This window comes from Pseudomonas koreensis (genome assembly GCF_024169245.1).
GTDB classification, from domain to species: domain Bacteria; phylum Pseudomonadota; class Gammaproteobacteria; order Pseudomonadales; family Pseudomonadaceae; genus Aquipseudomonas; species Aquipseudomonas koreensis_F.
This window is the reverse complement of record NZ_JALJWP010000001.1, coordinates 2,825,654-2,843,082: the sequence shown is the minus strand read 5'-3', so window position 1 is coordinate 2,843,082 and position 17,429 is coordinate 2,825,654. Positions and strand designations below refer to the sequence as shown.

20 protein-coding genes are annotated in these 17,429 nt (G+C 59.5%); 9 read left to right on the top strand and 11 right to left on the bottom strand.

From position 1 onward, the window contains the following. The first annotated feature begins 30 nt into the window (after positions 1–30). The 4 genes from J2Y90_RS12840 (at position 31) to J2Y90_RS12825 (ending at position 2,198) form a co-directional block, all read left to right on the top strand. Entirely contained in the window at positions 31–717 is a 687-nt protein-coding gene (locus J2Y90_RS12840) for a spermidine synthase (RefSeq protein ID WP_042607430.1), read from the top strand. 48 nt (positions 718–765) lie between these two features. Further along, positions 766–1,137, top strand: coding sequence for a YajD family HNH nuclease (locus J2Y90_RS12835; protein WP_003222612.1), 372 nt, complete (start codon positions 766–768; stop codon positions 1,135–1,137). Positions 1,138–1,268: 131 nt separating this feature from the next. Next, positions 1,269–1,739: an RNA methyltransferase gene (locus J2Y90_RS12830; RefSeq protein ID WP_007911337.1), complete on the top strand. Its 471-nt coding sequence runs from the start codon at positions 1,269–1,271 to the stop codon at positions 1,737–1,739. Positions 1,740–1,820: 81 nt separating this feature from the next. Further along, a complete protein-coding gene (locus J2Y90_RS12825) occupies positions 1,821–2,198 on the top strand; it encodes a YgaP family membrane protein (protein ID WP_133335271.1) in 378 nt (125 codons plus the stop codon). 118 nt (positions 2,199–2,316) lie between these two features. Here the strand turns inward: J2Y90_RS12825 and J2Y90_RS12820 are convergent, their stop codons facing one another. Further along, complete coding sequence (locus tag J2Y90_RS12820) at positions 2,317–2,766, bottom strand: YcgN family cysteine cluster protein (protein ID WP_253500158.1); 450 nt, start codon at positions 2,764–2,766, stop codon at positions 2,317–2,319. Between the two features lie 165 nt (positions 2,767–2,931). Here J2Y90_RS12820 and J2Y90_RS12815 point away from each other — a divergent pair, with 165 nt between their 5' ends. After that, a complete protein-coding gene (locus tag J2Y90_RS12815; protein WP_253500155.1) occupies positions 2,932–3,525 on the top strand; it encodes a nitroreductase family protein in 594 nt (197 codons plus the stop codon). A gap of 92 nt (positions 3,526–3,617) precedes the next feature. Here J2Y90_RS12815 and J2Y90_RS12810 read toward each other — a convergent pair whose 3' ends face one another. The 4 genes from J2Y90_RS12810 to J2Y90_RS12795 all read right to left on the bottom strand — a co-directional run bounded on the left by J2Y90_RS12810 (position 3,618) and on the right by J2Y90_RS12795 (position 7,892). Then, entirely contained in the window at positions 3,618–4,550 is a 933-nt protein-coding gene (locus J2Y90_RS12810) for a D-2-hydroxyacid dehydrogenase (protein WP_253500152.1), read from the bottom strand. Positions 4,551–4,655: 105 nt separating this feature from the next. Further along, positions 4,656–4,949 carry a YcgL domain-containing protein gene (locus J2Y90_RS12805; RefSeq protein WP_253500149.1) on the bottom strand — a complete coding sequence of 98 codons (294 nt, stop codon included), beginning with the start codon at positions 4,947–4,949 and terminating at the stop codon, positions 4,656–4,658. Next, complete coding sequence (rnd, locus tag J2Y90_RS12800) at positions 4,946–6,079, bottom strand: ribonuclease D (protein WP_253500146.1); 1,134 nt, start codon at positions 6,077–6,079, stop codon at positions 4,946–4,948. Before rnd ends, J2Y90_RS12805 begins: the two co-directional genes overlap by 4 nt. A 163-nt stretch (positions 6,080–6,242) precedes the next feature. Next, the gene (locus tag J2Y90_RS12795) at positions 6,243–7,892 is read right to left on the bottom strand and encodes a phosphoethanolamine transferase (RefSeq protein ID WP_253500143.1); all 1,650 of its coding nucleotides are present in this window, start codon (positions 7,890–7,892) and stop codon (positions 6,243–6,245) included. Between the two features lie 403 nt (positions 7,893–8,295). Between J2Y90_RS12795 and J2Y90_RS12790 the strand changes: the two genes are divergently transcribed. Together J2Y90_RS12790 and J2Y90_RS12785 are read left to right on the top strand one after the other, a co-directional pair. Beyond that, on the top strand, positions 8,296–9,468 hold the full coding sequence (locus J2Y90_RS12790) for a cyanate transporter (protein WP_253500139.1): 1,173 nt from the start codon (positions 8,296–8,298) through the stop codon (positions 9,466–9,468). A gap of 176 nt (positions 9,469–9,644) precedes the next feature. After that, positions 9,645–10,580: a LysR family transcriptional regulator gene (locus tag J2Y90_RS12785; protein WP_253500137.1), complete on the top strand. Its 936-nt coding sequence runs from the start codon at positions 9,645–9,647 to the stop codon at positions 10,578–10,580. Positions 10,581–10,583: 3 nt separating this feature from the next. Here the strand turns inward: J2Y90_RS12785 and J2Y90_RS12780 are convergent, their stop codons facing one another. The 6 genes from J2Y90_RS12780 to J2Y90_RS12755 form a co-directional block, all read right to left on the bottom strand. Beyond that, the gene (locus J2Y90_RS12780) at positions 10,584–10,949 is read right to left on the bottom strand and encodes a 5-carboxymethyl-2-hydroxymuconate Delta-isomerase (protein ID WP_253500135.1); all 366 of its coding nucleotides are present in this window, start codon (positions 10,947–10,949) and stop codon (positions 10,584–10,586) included. A 153-nt stretch (positions 10,950–11,102) separates the two neighbouring features. Next, the gene (locus tag J2Y90_RS12775) at positions 11,103–12,032 is read right to left on the bottom strand and encodes a LysR substrate-binding domain-containing protein (protein WP_064362559.1); all 930 of its coding nucleotides are present in this window, start codon (positions 12,030–12,032) and stop codon (positions 11,103–11,105) included. Between the two features lie 78 nt (positions 12,033–12,110). Continuing rightward, a complete protein-coding gene (locus J2Y90_RS12770) occupies positions 12,111–14,207 on the bottom strand; it encodes a DUF6311 domain-containing protein (protein ID WP_253500133.1) in 2,097 nt (698 codons plus the stop codon). Then, positions 14,204–14,590, bottom strand: a complete 387-nt coding sequence (locus J2Y90_RS12765) for a GtrA family protein (RefSeq protein ID WP_253500131.1) — start codon at positions 14,588–14,590, stop codon at positions 14,204–14,206. Before J2Y90_RS12765 ends, J2Y90_RS12770 begins: the two co-directional genes overlap by 4 nt. After that, positions 14,587–15,297 carry a class I SAM-dependent methyltransferase gene (locus J2Y90_RS12760; RefSeq protein ID WP_253500129.1) on the bottom strand — a complete coding sequence of 237 codons (711 nt, stop codon included), beginning with the start codon at positions 15,295–15,297 and terminating at the stop codon, positions 14,587–14,589. Before J2Y90_RS12760 ends, J2Y90_RS12765 begins: the two co-directional genes overlap by 4 nt. Before the next feature lie 3 nt (positions 15,298–15,300). After that, complete coding sequence (locus J2Y90_RS12755; protein WP_253500127.1) at positions 15,301–16,266, bottom strand: glycosyltransferase family 2 protein; 966 nt, start codon at positions 16,264–16,266, stop codon at positions 15,301–15,303. A 273-nt stretch (positions 16,267–16,539) separates the two neighbouring features. On the opposite strand from J2Y90_RS12755, the gene J2Y90_RS12750 reads away from it, so the two are divergent. Together J2Y90_RS12750 and J2Y90_RS12745 are read left to right on the top strand one after the other, a co-directional pair. Continuing rightward, positions 16,540–16,731 (top strand): YegP family protein, encoded by a 192-nt coding sequence (locus tag J2Y90_RS12750; RefSeq protein WP_253500124.1) that lies wholly within the window; start codon positions 16,540–16,542, stop codon positions 16,729–16,731. A gap of 98 nt (positions 16,732–16,829) precedes the next feature. Further along, positions 16,830–17,414, top strand: coding sequence for a DUF4142 domain-containing protein (locus tag J2Y90_RS12745; protein ID WP_253500121.1), 585 nt, complete (start codon positions 16,830–16,832; stop codon positions 17,412–17,414). Positions 17,415–17,429: the final 15 nt, after the last annotated feature.

Below are 17,429 nucleotides of genomic sequence, written 5' to 3'. Positions count from 1 at the left end.
CTGCTTGCCTTCCCCCTTTTAGAGATTTCCATGAAACGTTTCGTTCTGCTCGACACCACCCCGATCCCCGAAAACGGCGGTGCCCTGTGCCTGTTCGAGTATGGCGAGGACTTCGTCATCAAGATCCAGGGCGGCGATGGCGGGCAGTTGATGAATACTCGTATGCACGGTTCCGAAGATGCACTGGCCGAAATCCCCTGCCGCAAGGTCGCCGGGCGCCCGAATTCGCGAGTGCTGATCGGTGGCCTGGGCATGGGTTTCACCCTCGCCTCCGCGCTCAAGCATCTGGGCAAGGCCGCCGAAGTGGTGGTCGCTGAGCTCGTGCCCGGCGTGGTCGAGTGGAATCGCGGCCCGCTCGGAGAAAAGTCCGGCCGGCCATTGCTCGATCCGCGCACGGTGATCCGCATGGAAGACGTGGCCAAGGTGCTGCAAAGCGAGCCGAACGGGTTCGACGCGATCATGCTCGACGTCGACAACGGCCCTGAAGGCCTGACCCAGAAAGCCAACAGTTGGTTGTACTCGGCCGCTGGTCTGAATGCCTGCGCCAAGGCCCTGCGCCCCAAAGGCGTGCTCGCCGTGTGGTCGGCCAGCGCTGATCGGCAGTTTTCCGACAAATTGAAGAAGGCCGGTTTCAAGGCCGAAGAAGTTCAGGTGTTCGCCCACGGCAACAAGGGCACCCGCCATACGATCTGGATTGCCGAGAAGCTCAAGGGCTGAGCTAAACTCTGCGCATAACCGTCATCAGTCTTTTACAAAGGTGAACCCATGAGTTCGTCCACCCCCACCAACACGTCGAAGCTGGACCGCATCCTCGCCGACAACCAGCGCGACAAGGAAATGGGCTACCGCGACAAGGCTCTGAAGATGTATCCGCATGTCTGCGGCCGCTGCGCCCGTGAGTTTTCCGGCAAGCGCCTGAGCGAACTGACCGTGCACCACCGTGACCACAACCACGACAACAACCCGCAGGACGGCTCGAACTGGGAGCTGTTGTGCCTGTATTGCCACGACAATGAGCATTCGCGCTACACCGACCAGCAGTATTTCGGTGACGGCTCGCTGAGCACACCGAAGATCGCCAAGGCCACGCATAACCCGTTTGCAGCCCTGGCTGGCCTGATGAAAAAAGAAGATTAAAAGCAAAAGATCGCAGCCTTCGGCAGCTCCTACACGGTGTACGCCATTCAACTGTAGGAGCCGCCGAAGGCTGCGATCTTTTGATCTTATCCCCGTATAATCGCCCTCTTTTTCCCGAAGGCACCCCGCTCGTGGCAGACAAACGGTACAGCTGCATTGGTTTGTATAACCCCAAATCACCGGAGAACGTCGGTTCGGTGATGCGCGCCGCAGGCTGTTATGGCGTGGCGTCGGTGTTCTACACCGGCAAGCGTTATGAACGCGCCGCCGATTTCGTCACCGACACCAAACGCGTGCACTACGACATCCCGCTGATCGGCATCGACGACCTGAAAAAAATCCTCCCGCTCAACTGCGTGCCCGTCGCGGTAGAACTGGTCGAAGGCGCCCGGCCGCTGCCGGAATACACCCACCCCGACCGCGCCCTGTACATCTTCGGCCCGGAAGACGGCTCGCTGGATAAAGAGATTCGCGACTGGTGCGAAGACGTCGTGTACATCCCGACCACCGGCTGCATGAACCTCGCCGCCACGGTCAACGTTGTGCTCTACGACCGCATGGCCAAAGGCTTGAACACCCGCTCCGGGCCGAAATTCCGCTGAAGCGTCGCACATTCGATGGAACAAGCTGACCGCCCCGGCAGTCAGCTTATCTATCAATCGCACCCTGCCTGGAGATAGATCATGAGCGAGCTCAAACGCGTAGAACGCATCGAATCCACCCCGTTCCAGTCGCCTTCGCACAAGAACGTGCATGGCTGGGAGCGCGTCGGCTCGTTGACCGGCGGCGTGCTGATGGTCGGCAAGGGCCTGCGCCGTGGCGGCGTGTTCGGCCTGATTCAAGTGGCGCTCGGCGGCATGGCCGTGGCCCGTGGTATCACCGGCCACTGCTCGGCGAAAAGCCTGTTGGAAAAAGGCCGTCAGGACATGAGCAACGTACGGGCGAAGATCGAACGCGCCGGGGAAGAACTGAACAAGCTGAAAACCAATGCCGAAGTGGCCACGGAAACGGCGACTGTTACCGGCAATGATTCGCTGACCTCGCCGAAAGCCGGCGTTTGAATCAAAGATTGCGTTGAGGCGAATGACGCCATCGCGAGCAGGCTCACTCCTACAATTGAAATGCGTTCACCTGTAGGAGTGAGCCTGCTCGCGATAGCGGTTTCGAATCCTGTAACTATTAACCCGCGCGAAAAATCAGATGATCTTCCCAGTCATCCTCCGCCACGCTACCTTCGGCGAGCATTCGCCCGGATTGGGAAATCCGCTCATGGTGCACCGCGTCGCGGTCGCCACACACCAAGTGATGCCATAACGGTAGATCCTTGCCCTCGCTGACCAGACGATAACCGCAGGTCGGCGGCAGCCATTTGAACTCTTCCGCCTGCCCCGGGGTGAGCTGGATGCAGTCCGGGACAAACTTGATCCGGTTCGGATAATCGCTGCACTGACAGGTCTTCAGATCCAGCAGTTTGCAGGCGATGCGCGTGTAATAGACGCTGTTGTCTTCCTCATCCTCAAGCTTTTGCAGACAGCACAAACCGCAGCCGTCGCACAGCGATTCCCATTCCTCGTGATCGAGTTGATCGAGGGTTTTGCGTTTCCAGAACGGTTCGACTATCGCGGCCATGGTTCAAGCATCAACATCAAGTTGGTGAAAAGGCCGCCAGTCTAGTGCCAGGGAGCGCGAGGGCCAAGCGCTGGCGACTGTCGGTAAATCCGCTTGTCAGCCCCAGCGCCGCCCAGTAGGGTTTTGCAGCGAACTTCTTACCCATCCGTTGCAAGGAATCCGTGCATGAGTGCCAACCCTCGCGTTGCCGATTACGCCATTCACCCGCAGTTCACCGAGCGCTGGTCGCCGCGCGCCTTCACCGGCGAAGCGATTGCTGAAGAGACCCTGCTGAGTTTCTTCGAAGCCGCGCGCTGGGCGCCGTCGGCGTACAACTCGCAACCGTGGCGCTTCCTCTATGCACGTCGCGATACGCCGAACTGGCAGCGTTATCTGGGCCTGCTCAACGAATTCAACCGCAGCTGGGCGCAGCATGCTTCGGCGCTGGTGATCGTTATTTCCAAGACCACGTTCACTGCGCCGGGTGCAGCGGAAGAATCCCCAGCGCTGTGGCACACCTTCGATACCGGTTCGGCCTGGGGCCATCTGGCCCTGCAAGCGAGCCTCAGCGGCTGGCACACCCATGGCATGGCCGGCTTCGATCAGGAATTGACCCGCAAGGAACTCAATATTCCCGAGGAGTACGCCCTGCACGCGGCGGTGGCGGTGGGCAAACTCGGTGACAAGGCAACCCTGGCTGAATACCTGCAAGCCCGCGAAACACCAAGCCCGCGTCGTCCGCTGAGTGAACTGGTGACTGAGGGCGATTTCACCCTTTAAAAAGCAAAAGATCGCAGCCTTCGGCAGCTCCTACATCTGGAATGCATTCCCCCTGTAGGAGCTGCCGAAGGCTGCGATCTTTTGATGACACCTCAGTAACCGCGGGTGAAATCCACTTCCCCGCGCAACGCCTCTCCCGCCTCGTACGCCTTCAGGTTCTGCACAAACAAATCCACCATCAGCACCGGCGATGTCGGTGCCGAGCTGTGCCCGGTCAGCAGCAAGCCCCACGCGGTCCAGAACGGGTGACGTTGCGGCAATGGCTCCTGACGGCAAACGTCGATCACCGCGCCGGCCAGGTGCCCTTCTTTCAAGGCCTCGACCAGATCGGCATCGACCACCGCAACCCCGCGTCCGGCGTTGATGAACAAGCCGGTCGGTTTGAATTGCTTGAACAGCGCCGCGTCGTAAATATCGTGGGTGTGTTCGGTGTTCGGCAGCAGATTGACCACATAATCCACCTCACCGACTAGCCGTGGCAGATCGGCCAGCGCACCCACTTCGACAAACGGCGCCTGTTCGCGGGCACTGCTGGCGATGCCGTATAGTTCGACGCCGAACGGCAGCAGAAACTGCGCGACACTCTGGCCGATGTCACCGGTGCCGACGATCAGCACCTTGCGCCCGACCAGACTCTGGCCGCTGCGGTTGTCCCACTTACGCTCGACCTGGCTGACCAGCCGCGCCAGCACTTCGCGCTCGTGGCCGAGGATGTAGGTCAGCACGTATTCGGCCATGACCTGACCGAAAATGCCCACCGCGCGGGTCAGGCGATAATCGCGGCGCAAGCCATCGGCGAGCAGTGGCGTGATGCCGGCCCAGGTCGATTGCAGCCATTGCGGTTGATGCCCCTGACGCAACAGGGTCGCCAGCAGATCCGGCTGGCCCAGCCACACCGGGCAATCAGCGGCCTGACGGGCCAGTTCGGCGGAGTCGCCGCTGGTCAGGACTTCCAGTTCGGGCAGCGCCTGACGCAGCAGTCGGGCGTATATCGCGTGGTCGTGTTCGGCAATCAGAACGCGCATCTTCAAACCTTTCGCAAACCGTGCAGACGGCCGCCGGGTTCGGTCCGGCCATCGCGGTAAAAACAGTTCCAGGGTTAACCGAGGCCCAGGACAGGGCCTCGCGGGTCAGACCGGGTCGTTGCGTCGCAGCAACTCTTCGGGCAAGTGCTCGATGTACTCGTCCTCGGCCGGTGGCATCTGCAGGTGATAGCCCTGCTTGTCGAGGTTTTCCAGGACCACGGTGATGTCTTCGCTGGCCAGTTTGCGCTCAGGCGACAGCACCAGATCGAAGGAATGTTTCGGCTTGCCGAACGCCAGCATCAGCGCTTCCGGCACGCGCTCCAGCGCATCGCTCTTGAGCACATAGAGATACATGCCGCTGCGCTTGGAGCTTTGGTAGATGGAACAAATACGTTTCAAGGCTGTTCTCCGGCGGTGGTCAGGCTGTCGAGCAGCTTCTGGCCGAGCAATTCGCGGCGCCAGCCACGCAACGAATCGGGCAATTGGTAAGGCCCCTCGGGGTAGCCGCTTTTGACCAGGGCTTCGAGGGTTTTCTTGCGCAGCATCAGTTCCGGGGCAATCCCGAGGCGTTCGGCCTCGGCCTGACCCAAAGCGCGCAGTTGTTTGATCAACGCAGCGGCTTCGATCGGCAACGGCTCCGGCACGGCCGGCGGCCATTGATCAGGCCCCACACTGCCAGAGCGCTTGATCAGATCAAGCAGAAACTGACCGTCCTGACGCACGGTACGCGGATGCATGTCTTCGATCTTGCCCAGCGCCGCGAGGTTATCCGGCTGCGTGCGGGCCAAGGGCCACAGCGAGTGTTCCCGGACGATACGGTTGCGCGGCAAGTCGCGGGCGCGGGCTTCTTTTTCGCGCCAGGCACACAGCTCACGCAGCACGGCGAGTTGCGCACGGGACAACTTCCACGCCAGTTTCGCTTCGCGATAGACCTCGTACGGATCGGTTTCGCGGCGCAGGTTGGCGACCAGTTCGGCGCCATCCTCGAGGACCCAGGCGAACTTGTCGTCGGACAGCCTGGGCCGCAACTCGACGAACACCTCGGCCAGATGCACGGCGTCTTCGGCGGCATAGCTGATCTGGGTTTCGGACAGCGGACGCTGCAACCAGTCGGAACGGGTTTCACCCTTGGGCAGGTCGATGCCGAGCACCTCCTGCACCAATCGCGAATAGCCCATCGAGAAGCCGAGGTTCAGGTAGGCGGCGGCCAGTTGCGTGTCGAACAGCGGCGCCGGCAGGCTGCCGGTCAGGCGCAGCAGCACTTCGAGATCTTCGCTGCAGGCGTGCAGGACTTTCAGTACCGCCGGGTTTTCCAGCAATGCGGCCAGCGGTTGCCAGGCGTTGATGGTCAGCGGATCGATCAGGTAGGCGCGTTTGCCGTCGCCAATCTGCAACAGGCCGGCAATCGGGTAGAAGGTGTCGACCCGCATGAATTCGGTGTCGAGGGCAACGAACGGCAGTTGCTGCCACTCGGCGCAAAACTGCGCGAGGCTTTCGTTGTCGCGAATCCAGTGAATATCGATAGCCACACGGCTCTCCCTTGAAGAATGGCGCGCAGTATATATCGCCACCGGCGATTTACGCGCCTGTGAAGGGCAAGAGCTGTAAGGAAATGTCTTGCCTGTCAGCAAGAATAGTCTGACAGCAGAAACAGAAAGGCCCGTCGCATCGACGCGATGGGCCGCAAACGCCTCACTGCTTGGCCAACACGCCATCGATCACCGCGCCGCGACAGCCGGCAAACATGTCCAGCGCCGGCTGATAGACGCTGCTGCGCACTTCGAGCAGGCCGAGCATCGAGTGGAACAGGTTGTCCTGACTCAGCGGCTTGTCACGGCTCATTTGCAGGCAGTGCGTGTCGACCGAATAGGCTTTCTGGTAGCTGTCGGAGAACCACGCCAGCATCGCTACATGCTTCTGCTGCTCGGGCGCCAGCATGTAAGGCGTGCCGTGCAGAAACAGGTTGTACTCGCCCAGCGATTCACCGTGGTCCGACAGATAGAGCATGGCGGTGTCGACTTTGTCCTGATTGCTGCGCAGCACATCGATCAGGCTCGCCAACACATGGTCGGTGTACACCAGCGTGTTGTCGTAGCCATTGACGATACTTTCCCGGCTGCAATTGTTCAGCGCGTTACTTTCACAGACCGGAGTGAAGTGTTCGTACTCCTTGGGATAACGCTTGAAGTAGTCCGGGCCGTGACTGCCCATCTGGTGCAGAACCAGCACGGTGTCTTTATTCAGATGATCGATGAAACCTTGCAGACCTTGCAGGAGGATTTCATCACGGCATTCGCTGTTGGCGCACAATGCCGGGTCCTGCAACTTGCTGACATCCTGCACCGTGACGCGGTCGCAAGTGCCTTTGCAGCCGGACTGGTTATCGCGCCAGATCACGTCGATGCCGGCGCGCTTGAGTACGTCGAGCAAGCCCTCTTCATTTCTGGCCTTGCTGGCGTTGTAATCCTTGCGGCCCATGTTGGAGAACATGCACGGCACCGAGACCGCCGTTTCCGTGCCGCAGGAATGCACATCGGTAAAGGCGATCAAGCCTGCTTCCTTCTCGAGTTGCGGCGTGGTGTCGCGGTCGTATCCGAGAATGCCGAAGTTCTGCGCCCGCGCACTTTCCCCGACCACCAGCACGGTCAGCGACTTACGTGGCTGCAACTGCAAGTCGGGATTGCGCCGGGCATCCTCGCCGATCTTGATGAACGGCTGCTGCGCCGAGACGACTTGTTCCTGCAGGTAACCGATGGATGCACCGATGTAATTGCTCGGCACCAGCATCAGGCGAATTTCGTGGTGATTGCGAAACAGAGAAGACAAGCCTTGATAGTTGGCCAGTGCCACAACACCAATCACCGCCGCAGAGGCGACACTGACAATAACTTTGCTGAACAACTCACGGTGCCAGCGCCGATAACTTACCGGCACTTTCCACAACAACAAACACGGCACAATACCCAGCAAGACAATATAGGCAAACAACTTCAGCGAGAGCAGATCACGCACTTCCGTCACGTTGGTTTCAGCGAAGTTGCGAAACATGCCTGCATCCATCATGACGCCATATTGACTCATGAAATAAGCCACGCCAGCGCTGATCACAAACAACAAGGTCAATAGCGGTTTAAGCAGCGGCCGGAACGCGAACAACGTCAGCACGATATTGAACGCGGCAAAGATCATCACGCCGAACGCCAAGCGCATGGCGATCCCCCTGCCATCGGCGGCAGTGATCTCGAACAAGTGTTGCCACAGCACCAGATTGAAACCAATCAACAAAAAGGCGCTGGCAAACAACGTCACCCATTCCGGGCGCACGGCTTTTAGCTTCAACATGATGAATGACTGTTCCTGAAAGAAGAACCTCGTCAATTGTGAAAATTTCATTCACCGAGGCATGACAAACTTTAGGCAGCCATGGATCAATTTTTCGTGAAAAAGATGCTAATGAATAGTTGCTTCGAAGTACCCAGGTGAAACTTTGCGAGTATTTGAGAACGGTTCAGGTTTTATTCAGTTTCTCGGCCGTTCACCATTCCCCTTGTAGGAGTGAGCCTGCTCGCGATAGCGGTATGTCAGATAAACAAATATCGACTGACACACCGCTATCGCGAGCAGGCTCACTCCTACAGGGGAGCTGCGTGGTATCGAGTTTTTAAGTCTGGACCGGGATTTTCTGATTTGCCGATGCGCGCGACGCCACGCCTAATCACCAGCCCCTGCAATTGAAGGCCTGCTGATGAATCACACCCGCCCCGCTGTCTGGCTGATGCTCGCAATCGTCCTCGTCGCGCTCAATCTTCGTCCTTCAATGGCAGCGATCGGGCCGTTGCTTTCGGCGATACGTGGCGACATCCCGCTGAGTTTCAGCCTCGCCTCTTTGCTGACCATGCTGCCGGTGATGGCCATGGGTCTGGCGATGTTTTTCGGTCTTGCCATCAGCCAGCGTCTGGGCGAACAGCGCGCGGTGTTGCTGTCGTTGCTGATCATCGGCCTGGCCACGCTCTCGCGACTGTTTATCGAATCGGCGGTTGGGCTGATCGTCAGCGCGATACTGGCCGGTATCGGTATCGCCTTGATCCAGGCGTTGATGCCGGCGCTGATCAAATCCCGCTTTGCTGACAACGTGGCGGTGTGCATGGGCGTCTACGTGACGTCGATCATGGCCGGCGCCGCGATTGCCGCATCGTTCGCGCCGCTGGTGATGATCCAGACGGGGAGTTGGCGCGCGGCGCTGGCCATTTGGGCCGGGCTGGCGTTGCTTGCATTGCTGGTCTGGTGTTTACAGCCCGCGCATGCCACATCAAGGGCGAGCAGGAGGGAGTCTTTCATCACGCGCCGTCGCGCCTGGTTGCTGGCGATTTTCTTTGGCCTCGGGACCGCGTCCTACACCTGTGTCCTCGCTTGGCTCGCCCCGTACTACGTGGAAAAAGGCTGGAGTGAACAAAACGCCGGGCTGCTGTTGGGTTTTCTTACAGCGATGGAGGTCATTTCCGGGCTGGCAGTGCCGGCTATCGCCAATCGCAGCCGTGATCGACGCCAGATATTGGCGGCTCTGCTGTTACTGGTCATCGGCGGTTTCTGCGGGCTGATTCTCGCCCCGGCGCATCTGGCCCTGCTGTGGCCGTGTCTGTTGGGGCTGGGCATCGGCGGCCTGTTTCCGATGAGCCTGATTGTCGCACTGGATCATTGCGATGACCCCCAGCGCGCCGGTGGCCTCACCGCGTTTGTACAGGGGATCGGTTATCTGATCGCAGGCCTCTCGCCGCTATTGGCAGGGATGATTCGCGATCGACTGGGCAGTTTCGAAGGGGCGTGGTGGGCACTCACCGCGGTAATGGCGGTCATGCTGCTGATGGTCAAGCGCTTCGATCCGCGCCAATACGCACGTTACTTGCCTCGCCCGGTCTAGAGGCCTCTGGCCAGCTTTTCGCCGCCACGCAGCCAACGTCGTGTTGCTAAAAGTTTCTGTCCCACATGTGTCTGTGAAATGTCCTACGAGGGTTTCTCCTGGCACCATCGTTCCGTTAGGATCGTACGCACACGTTTGCGCGAATTTCGGCGCAAGGGCACAGCGAGACGGAACTCATGCTGAACAGTAATTTGCTTCGCAAGCTCGACATGCAGGATTTGATGGTATTTGTCGCCGTGTACGAGCAGAGCAGCGTCACCGATGTTTCGGAAACCCTGTTCGTCAGCCAGTCCACCGTCAGTTATTGCCTGAAGAAACTGCGCACCAGTTTCGAGGACGAGTTGTTCATCAACACCCGCACCGGAATGCGACCGACGTACAAGGCCTGCAGCATGTACGGCCATGTGCAGAAGATCCTCGAAAGCATCAACCTCTGCCACGCTGGCGCCCCGGCCTTCGACCCGAGCCGGCAGGCGGTGACCTTCAACATCTGCGCCCCGGAGTATTTCGAGCAGTTGATCCTGCCGCGTCTGTTGAAGCGCTTTGACTTCGACGACCTGCCGGTGATGGTCAACATGCACAAGTTCGAAACCGACGTGCCCGCTGAAGAGTTGCGCGACGGCAGCCTCGATCTGGTCATCAGTTTCGGCCCGCATTTTCACCGCCAGCATGCCGATCTGAAGTCGCGAATGTTGCTGGAGGACGATCTGGTCTGTGTCTTCGACAAACGTGCCACGCCACTGGAGCCGCGCCTGAGTCTGCAAGCATTTACCGAGCGTCGGCACGTGTTTCCGACGCCATGGACTTCAAGCACCAACATGGTCGATGGCTGGCTGGCGCGGCAGGCGCAGAAACGTCAGATCGTTGCGCGTTCGAATAGCTACAGCGCCGCGTTGAAGATGATCACCGGCACTGACTTCATCCTTACCCTGCCCCGGCGTATCCAGCGTCTGCTGACCAATGATGCAGTGTTCAATCATTGCGAGGCGCCGAACGGATTGCCGGGCTTCACCCTCGACATGCAGTGGAGCCAGGGCGCCGATCAGGACAGCGCCAACGTCTGGCTGCGCGAGCAGGTGATTCAGGTGTGCAGCGAGTTGGAAAGTGTCTGAAACTCAGACGCCAATCGCCGCTTTGCTATAGGACTCGCGATCGATGTCGAGCAGTTCGACGCACAGTTGCACTTCGAGCCCGGCCGGCCATTCGCAGAGTTCCTGCAACACCGCCAGCAAGCTTTGCGACAGCTGCTTTTTGATCTCCGCCGAGCGCCCGCTGAGCAGTGCCAGCTTCACATGAACGAACGCGCGCTCGCCGAGAGCCGTGCCGACCTTGAAGTTCTCAACCTTGATCGCGCGGCTCTTGATATCGAACTCCGCGCCGAACTGGCCGGAACCGACCAGGGTGTTGTTGAGCCGGATCAGCGCGAGATCGGCGTTCAACTGCGTCAGGTTGGCGGTGTATTCCATGTGCAGGTGTGGCATGGCGGATCTCCAGTCGGTGGGTGCGGGGGCGTACGTATAACACATGCGGCTAAGCGGACTTTGTGTAGGAGCTGTCGAGTGAAACGAGGCTGCGAGCTTTTGATTTTGTCTTTTTCAAAATCAAGATCAAAAGATCGCAGCCTTCGGCAGCTCCTACAGGGGATCGTGGTGCTCAGTTGGCCGTTCGCTCATGAACGCTTCCAGCCGCGAGCGCAGCCAGCGTTCGGCCGGGTCGCTGTCGACGTGGCTGAGCCAGACCATCGAAAGGTCCAGGGTCGGCGTCTTGAATGGAAACGGTTCCTGGAACAGCGCCCCGGATGCCGCCATCGCCGCTGCGGTGTAATCCGGCAGACTCGCGATCAGATCGGTACCGGCCAGCAGCGCCGGCAGTGCGCTGTACTGCGGCACCGACAACACAACCTGCCGCGTGCGACCGAGTTCCGCCAGCCATTCATCGGCGTAGCCACTGACATTGGCCGTGTGCGACACCAGCACATGCGGACGAGCGCAGTATTCGTCGAGGGTCAGCGGCGTATCGGAAGCATCGGCGCGCAGGATGCTCGGCTGAATATGCCGCAACAGTTTGCGTTTGGCGTTGGCGGGCAAGCCCCGGGTCTGGCTGATACCGACAGTGATATCGCCGGCCGCCAACAGGTCGGGAATACGCCAGTAATCGACATGCTGAACGACGAACACCACGTTCGGTGCCTCTTGGCGCAGCGCGCGCAACAGCGGCGGCAGCAGGCCGAATTCAACATCATCGGACAGGCCTATGCGAAAGGTCATGGTGCTGGTGGCGGGGTCGAAGTCGCGGGTCAGGCTCAGCGCCGCCGACAATGAATCCAGCGCCGGTTTGAGATGGCGGTAAATATCTTCGGCACGGGCCGTCGGCTCCATGCGATGGCCGACGCGGATGAACAGCGGATCGTTGAGCATCGTGCGCAAACGGTTGAGCGCCGAGCTGATGGTCGGCTGGCCAAGGAACAATTTTTCCGCCGCGCGGGTCACGTTGCGTTCGAGCATCAGGGTCTCGAACACCACCATCAGGTTGATGTCGGCCTTGCGTAGTTCATTGCGGTTCATCCATTGCCCCCCCTGCTCCCCGGAATAGCGGCAGTGTAGAAAGGCCTTGGGCTTTGCGTCCATCAACCTTTGCGCGGTTTACCGCACGGTCAGGGATTTGATGCCCAGGCCCATGACGCGTGGATCATCACTCACGCCCAGGCTGCGCGGGCTGGTGGCGTCCGGCAAATGCAGTTGAAGTCGTACCGTGTCATCCTTCGACAAGGTTTGCCTGAGCGCTTCGTTCAACGGGATTTCCAGCGAGTTGCCCTGAAAGGCTGTCAGCCGAGCAGACAAAACCTCAACACCGTTGAGCCTGACGATGACCCGCTGAGCGTGCGTTGGCGGCATGACGAAAGCCAACGCGTCGATCACAACCGATTTCGCTTGCGGTGGCAGGCGTAGCACAAGTTCGGCGTCCTGGCCCTCACTCCATGTGCCCCACGCTTCAGGCGCGCCCCAACCCTTGACCAGTTGGCGACTCTTGCGATCGAACGTGTGGATCTCTCCCGGCCGACTCAGCGCAATCGATGCCAGCGAGCGCCCCTCGTCGACCATCGGCAGACATTGCGCACAGCGCTTCCAGCCCGGTGCGAGGACGACAAAATCATCGACCCGGGTCAGCAGATCACTATCGCTATGGACGCTTTTGACCGCCAGAGCCAGCGCGTCATCGTCGAGGATGTACAGCGAATCAGCTTCGTACTCACCGGTTTGCAGCCGATGCCGGGCCTCGCGCTGCACCTTGTCGAGCGCTGAAATGCTCATGCGGCCCATGTACACCGCATCGGTTTGCAACCCATGCGTGCTGGCGAAATCCGCAATGGCTTGCCAGCGCTCAGACTGGTTTTGCGGCGGCCATCCGCGAACTTTTTTGTAATGAGCAGCCGCGCTGTCCCAGAACGGATCGTGCATGGGACTGGCCCATACCGAAGCGGGCGTTACCATCCTCGCCGCGCGCAGTCCCGCCCAGCCGTTACGCGTATCGACCACCTGCACGACCAGCGCCAGGGTCAATAATCCCAAGGCAATCGACGCGCGATAGCCACGCACAACCAGATACACGAGGAGCAACTCGAGCGCATAAAAAACCGGCCAGAACATACGCCCTGAAGCGCGAAAAATACTCGCCAGTCGCTCGACGAATGACGGCAGCGGATAACTGAAAGTCTGCGTGCAGACACCAATGTGATGGGACAAGGCGAACAGGGTCAGACCGATCAGCGCCAACACCAGCCATGCATGCTTGCCCAGCGCCGCCCTTATCGAACGCCTGCTGCGCAACCCCGCCACTGCCGCCATCGGCAACAGCAACAGAACACCGAGGCCGAAATAATTGAAGCCCTCGTAATCGCCGCCGGCCATGCGGATATCCGGCAACACCTGCGACCAGCCATCCGAATCGAAGGGCGCCAGCAGATTCATGCGGTAAAACCCGAAACCTCCGCTGCCGGTACCGTCAGCAATGCTGAAGTAGCCGGCCTGCCAGCAACACGCGCTGACCAGTGCGAACATGCCGACAAACTCGATCAGCCCCTGACGGCGGGTCAACCGGGCGACCATGACTTTGCCGAACAAATCGGCCACCCAGATCAACGCCACCATCACCAGCAGATACGCATGCACCAGCGCTGTCGCCGCCAGCAGGCTGCCCCAGGCGATTCGCCGTCGCTGCAACGCTGGATGCAGCGCCAGATAAAGTGCGGCCAAAACCAGAAAATGCCCGGCCAGGGACAGATGTCCTCCGGCGCGAACGAACATCGGCGGGGAAAATATCAGCAACCCCGTAGCCAGTAGTCGAATGACAACGTTATTCGTCACCAGGCCGAGCAGTTTCCAGCCAAACCAGGCTTGCAGAACGAAACACGTCAGCAGCCACAAGCCAAAATACTGGAACGTCTCCGGTAGCCAGGCGTTGAACGGTTTGAACAGCAATGCCAGCAGCGGATTGGAGTCGGAAAAAATGATCGCGCTGCCCAGTTCCATGCCATAGGAAGGGTTGAGCCCAAGGGGAAAAGTCCACGGCGACTGGCGGAAGAATACCCAGCCCAGATAATGCGTCGCCGGATCGCCATCGCTGAGCCAGGCGATGTTCCGTGGGTCGAGCGCACGCGGGCCGATGACCATGAAAAACGCCAGCGCACCGAACAGCAAGGGCAGGACTGCCAGCGCCGAAGATCTGTTCCAGGCCTTCATCGATACGTCCAGAAATTGTGCAAAACGAAGGTAAACGCTGGAATCGTCAGGGCCACTGCGCCTATCCCGAACAGATAATTCAACCCGGCCATCTGCGCAGCCCAGGCAACCAGCATCGCCAGCAGAAAACCGCCCGCCGACACCGTGAGAAAGCGCAGCAATGTGCGCCCATGCAAACGGGCGGAAAAGCTCCACGTGGTATTGATCACATAAGACACCACGGTCGCCACGGCGAAGGCAAAACCATTGGCCAGCGGCGGCTCGGGCGCGATGAAGTGGATGAACATTACCGCCACCAGCGCGTGCAATGCAGTGACGAGCAGCCCGGTCAGGGCGAAGCGCAGACCACGGCGGATCAGCGCTGATCTGTCGCTGACGATCAAGGTTTGCGCGCCAGCACGAAAACACTCAAACCTGCCAGCCGGTTCATGCCCATCAGCGGCAACTCCAGTCGGCACAGGGTCTTGAGCAGGGTGTTGACCAGCGGATGATGGCGCTTGAGCTGCGACTGTGGCAATACATCCCTGGAAGCCTGTGGCAACAAGCGCAACGCGGCTGCGATCGGGAACACCGCGCCGAAATAATAGGCGCCGCGTTGTACGGTCAATCCGGCATCGCGAGTGAGGGTTTCAAATTGCGCCAGGGTGTAGCGGCGCTTGTGTTCGAGAAAGTCGTCGTGGCCGCTCCAGAGAAATTGAAACGCCGGAACCGTCATCAGAAAGCGACTGCCCGAGGGCACTTTATCGACATAGCTCTTGAGCAGACCGAGGTCGTCATCGACATGCTCCAGCACGTCCATCAGCAACACCAGATCGGCCTCGATGTTGTCGATACCGCGCCGGTAATGCACCGGTTTGCCAGCGGTGGTGGCGCTTGAATCGGCAGGGTAACTGATGTCGACGCACCACGCCTCGCAGGCGCCGGTGTGAGTCAGCAAATGGTGCGAGAAGAAACCCGAGCCGGCGCCGACATCGAGTATTCGCCGGATCGGAATGTCACCCAGCAGACGACGGGTAGCGGCGGCTTTGGAGCAGTAGTACCAATGCTCGTCGATGCTGTCGCCGAGGATGTCGGTTTCCTTGAGATCCATCTGTCAGTCCTTGGGGTCGTAGACGCGACGCACCAGAAAAACCGGCCGGCGTTTCGATTCGATATAAGTGCGGCCGAGGTATTCGCCGAGCACGCCGATGCCAATCAGCTGCAGCCCGCCAAGAAATGTCACGGCGACCATCAGCGATGCATAACCGGGCAAGTCGACGCCGTGGATCAGCGTGCGCAACACGATGAATATCGCGAACGCAAACGACACCAGCGAGACCGACGCCCCCAGGTACGTCCAGATTCGCAGTGGCTCGGTGCTGAAACTGGTGATGCCCTCCAGAGCGAAATTCCACAGCCGCCAGCCATTGAATTTGCTCTGCCCCGCCACCCGCTCGGGGCGCTCGTAATCGACGTGGGTGGTACGAAAACCGACCCAGGCAAACAGGCCTTTCATGAAGCGGCGCGACTCGGGCAGGGTCAACAAGGCATCGACCACGCAGCGATCCATCAGGCGGAAGTCGCCGACGTTTTCCGGTAAAGGCTGTTCGGCGATGCGGTTGTGCAGGCGATAGAACCAGTGGGCCGAGGTCGATTTGGCCCAAGTGTCGCTGCGGCGGCTGACACGATGGCCGAGCACCACTTCGTAGCCTTCGCGCCAGCGCTCGATCATTTGCAGAATGACTTCAGGCGGATCCTGCAAATCGACGTCAATCGGCACCACGACCTGCCCGGATGCCATTTGCAGGCCGGCCGACAACGCCGCCTCCTTGCCGAAATTGCGACTCAGATCGACGATACGCAGACGCGCGTCTTGCCGCTGCCGTTCAAGCAAGCGCTCCAGCGTTGCATCGGTACTGCCGTCGTTGATGAACACCAGTTCAAGATGAATCAGCGCTTGCGCTTGAAAGACCTCGTCGATGCGCGAAAGAAAGCTGTCGAGGCTGTCGACCTCGTTGAAAACGGGGATCACCAGCGACAACGTCACCTGCCCGGCCTGTTGCGTTCCGTGCTCAGTCAAAGGAGTGCTCTTCTTATAGTTGGTCGGTCATCGAAAGTTCTTCGAGGCCATGAGCCGTCCCGTATTAAGCAGTAGCAGGCACGCGCGTGCAAGCAGGACACGGCGTCATTTCGGCCAATTCGCCAGTCAGTTGCGGCGCTCTGGCCAGCGTCTTTCAGAAACATCCGCGAACGATTGGAAACAAATCCCCGATAGCCAAAAAAACCGTCTGCGCTAGGCTTGCGTCGATGCGCCACACAGGCTGGCGTACATTGATCGCAGGGAGCGAACCGTATGTATTTCGAAATCTACCGACAAACCCGAGGCACCCCGAGCACTGGCAAAGGCCAATGGCGCTGGCGCCTGCGCGCGCGCAACCACGAGACCGTCGCCAGTGGCGAATCGTACGTGAACAAGGCCGATTGTCTGCACGTGATCAACCTCATCAAAGCGGTACAAGGCGAGACACCGGTCAAGGAAATCTGAGCCAGACCACGGCCCCTCTTCTTCCGGGAGAGGCGCGCCGTCGGTCGCCATCAAGCGCATTGGCTTGAATACTCGTCCGCGATGCTCATCAAAGGTGCATGTACCGCAATAATTGCTGCCATGCACCCGACCGCCCATTGATTCTGCGGAGGTTACGCACCATGAAATCACTTGCCGCAATCTGTCTTGCACTATTGCTCCTGAGCGTTCAGTCCGGCCACGCGGACACGCTTGATGCTTTTGTCGAGGAAGCGGCCCAGCAGAGCCTGTTCCAGAACAACAGCGCACACATCGCATTGGAAAAGGGCACCCTGCCCGAGGTCAAAGCCTTCGCCAGACAAATGATCGCCGACCATGAGCGTTTCGATAAGCAGCTCAGGCAACTGGGGCAAAGCCAGCGCATGGCGGTCCCCACAGAACCTTCGGTGGCATCGAAAGCCAAGCAACTGCGCCTTGAGTCTCGGGACGATGCCTTCGACCGCATCTACATCGATAGCCAGGCCGAAACCCTTGAGCAAAAGCTGATGCTATTCAAGAAAGAAGCCATGTCATCGCAAAATCCGCAGCTCAAGGCCTTTGCCCAATCCGCGCTCCCGGGCATCGAGAAACAGGCAAAAACCGCCCGGGATCTGCAGGAAAAACTCAAGCCTTCGGCTGGCGCTTTGAAATCCGTCAACCCTTGAGCGAAGCGGGGAACA

Bases quoted from the DNA above. Each gene is read 5' to 3' on its own strand.
- J2Y90_RS12840 (WP_042607430.1), top strand. From the start codon at position 31: ATGAAACGTTTCGTTCTGCTCGACACCACCCCGATCCCCGAAAACGGC.
- J2Y90_RS12750 (WP_253500124.1), top strand. From the start codon at position 16,540: ATGTATTTCGAAATCTACCGACAAACCCGAGGCACCCCGAGCACTGGC.
- J2Y90_RS12790 (WP_253500139.1), top strand. From the start codon at position 8,296: ATGAATCACACCCGCCCCGCTGTCTGGCTGATGCTCGCAATCGTCCTC.
- J2Y90_RS12745 (WP_253500121.1), top strand. From the start codon at position 16,830: ATGTACCGCAATAATTGCTGCCATGCACCCGACCGCCCATTGATTCTG.
- J2Y90_RS12795 (WP_253500143.1), bottom strand. From the start codon at position 7,892: ATGTTGAAGCTAAAAGCCGTGCGCCCGGAATGGGTGACGTTGTTTGCC.
- J2Y90_RS12820 (WP_253500158.1), bottom strand. From the start codon at position 2,766: ATGGCCGCGATAGTCGAACCGTTCTGGAAACGCAAAACCCTCGATCAA.
- J2Y90_RS12825 (WP_133335271.1), top strand. From the start codon at position 1,821: ATGAGCGAGCTCAAACGCGTAGAACGCATCGAATCCACCCCGTTCCAG.
- J2Y90_RS12770 (WP_253500133.1), bottom strand. From the start codon at position 14,207: ATGAAGGCCTGGAACAGATCTTCGGCGCTGGCAGTCCTGCCCTTGCTG.
- J2Y90_RS12785 (WP_253500137.1), top strand. From the start codon at position 9,645: ATGCTGAACAGTAATTTGCTTCGCAAGCTCGACATGCAGGATTTGATG.
- J2Y90_RS12835 (WP_003222612.1), top strand. From the start codon at position 766: ATGAGTTCGTCCACCCCCACCAACACGTCGAAGCTGGACCGCATCCTC.
- J2Y90_RS12815 (WP_253500155.1), top strand. From the start codon at position 2,932: ATGAGTGCCAACCCTCGCGTTGCCGATTACGCCATTCACCCGCAGTTC.
- J2Y90_RS12780 (WP_253500135.1), bottom strand. From the start codon at position 10,949: ATGCCACACCTGCACATGGAATACACCGCCAACCTGACGCAGTTGAAC.
- J2Y90_RS12775 (WP_064362559.1), bottom strand. From the start codon at position 12,032: ATGAACCGCAATGAACTACGCAAGGCCGACATCAACCTGATGGTGGTG.
- J2Y90_RS12810 (WP_253500152.1), bottom strand. From the start codon at position 4,550: ATGCGCGTTCTGATTGCCGAACACGACCACGCGATATACGCCCGACTG.
- J2Y90_RS12760 (WP_253500129.1), bottom strand. From the start codon at position 15,297: ATGGATCTCAAGGAAACCGACATCCTCGGCGACAGCATCGACGAGCAT.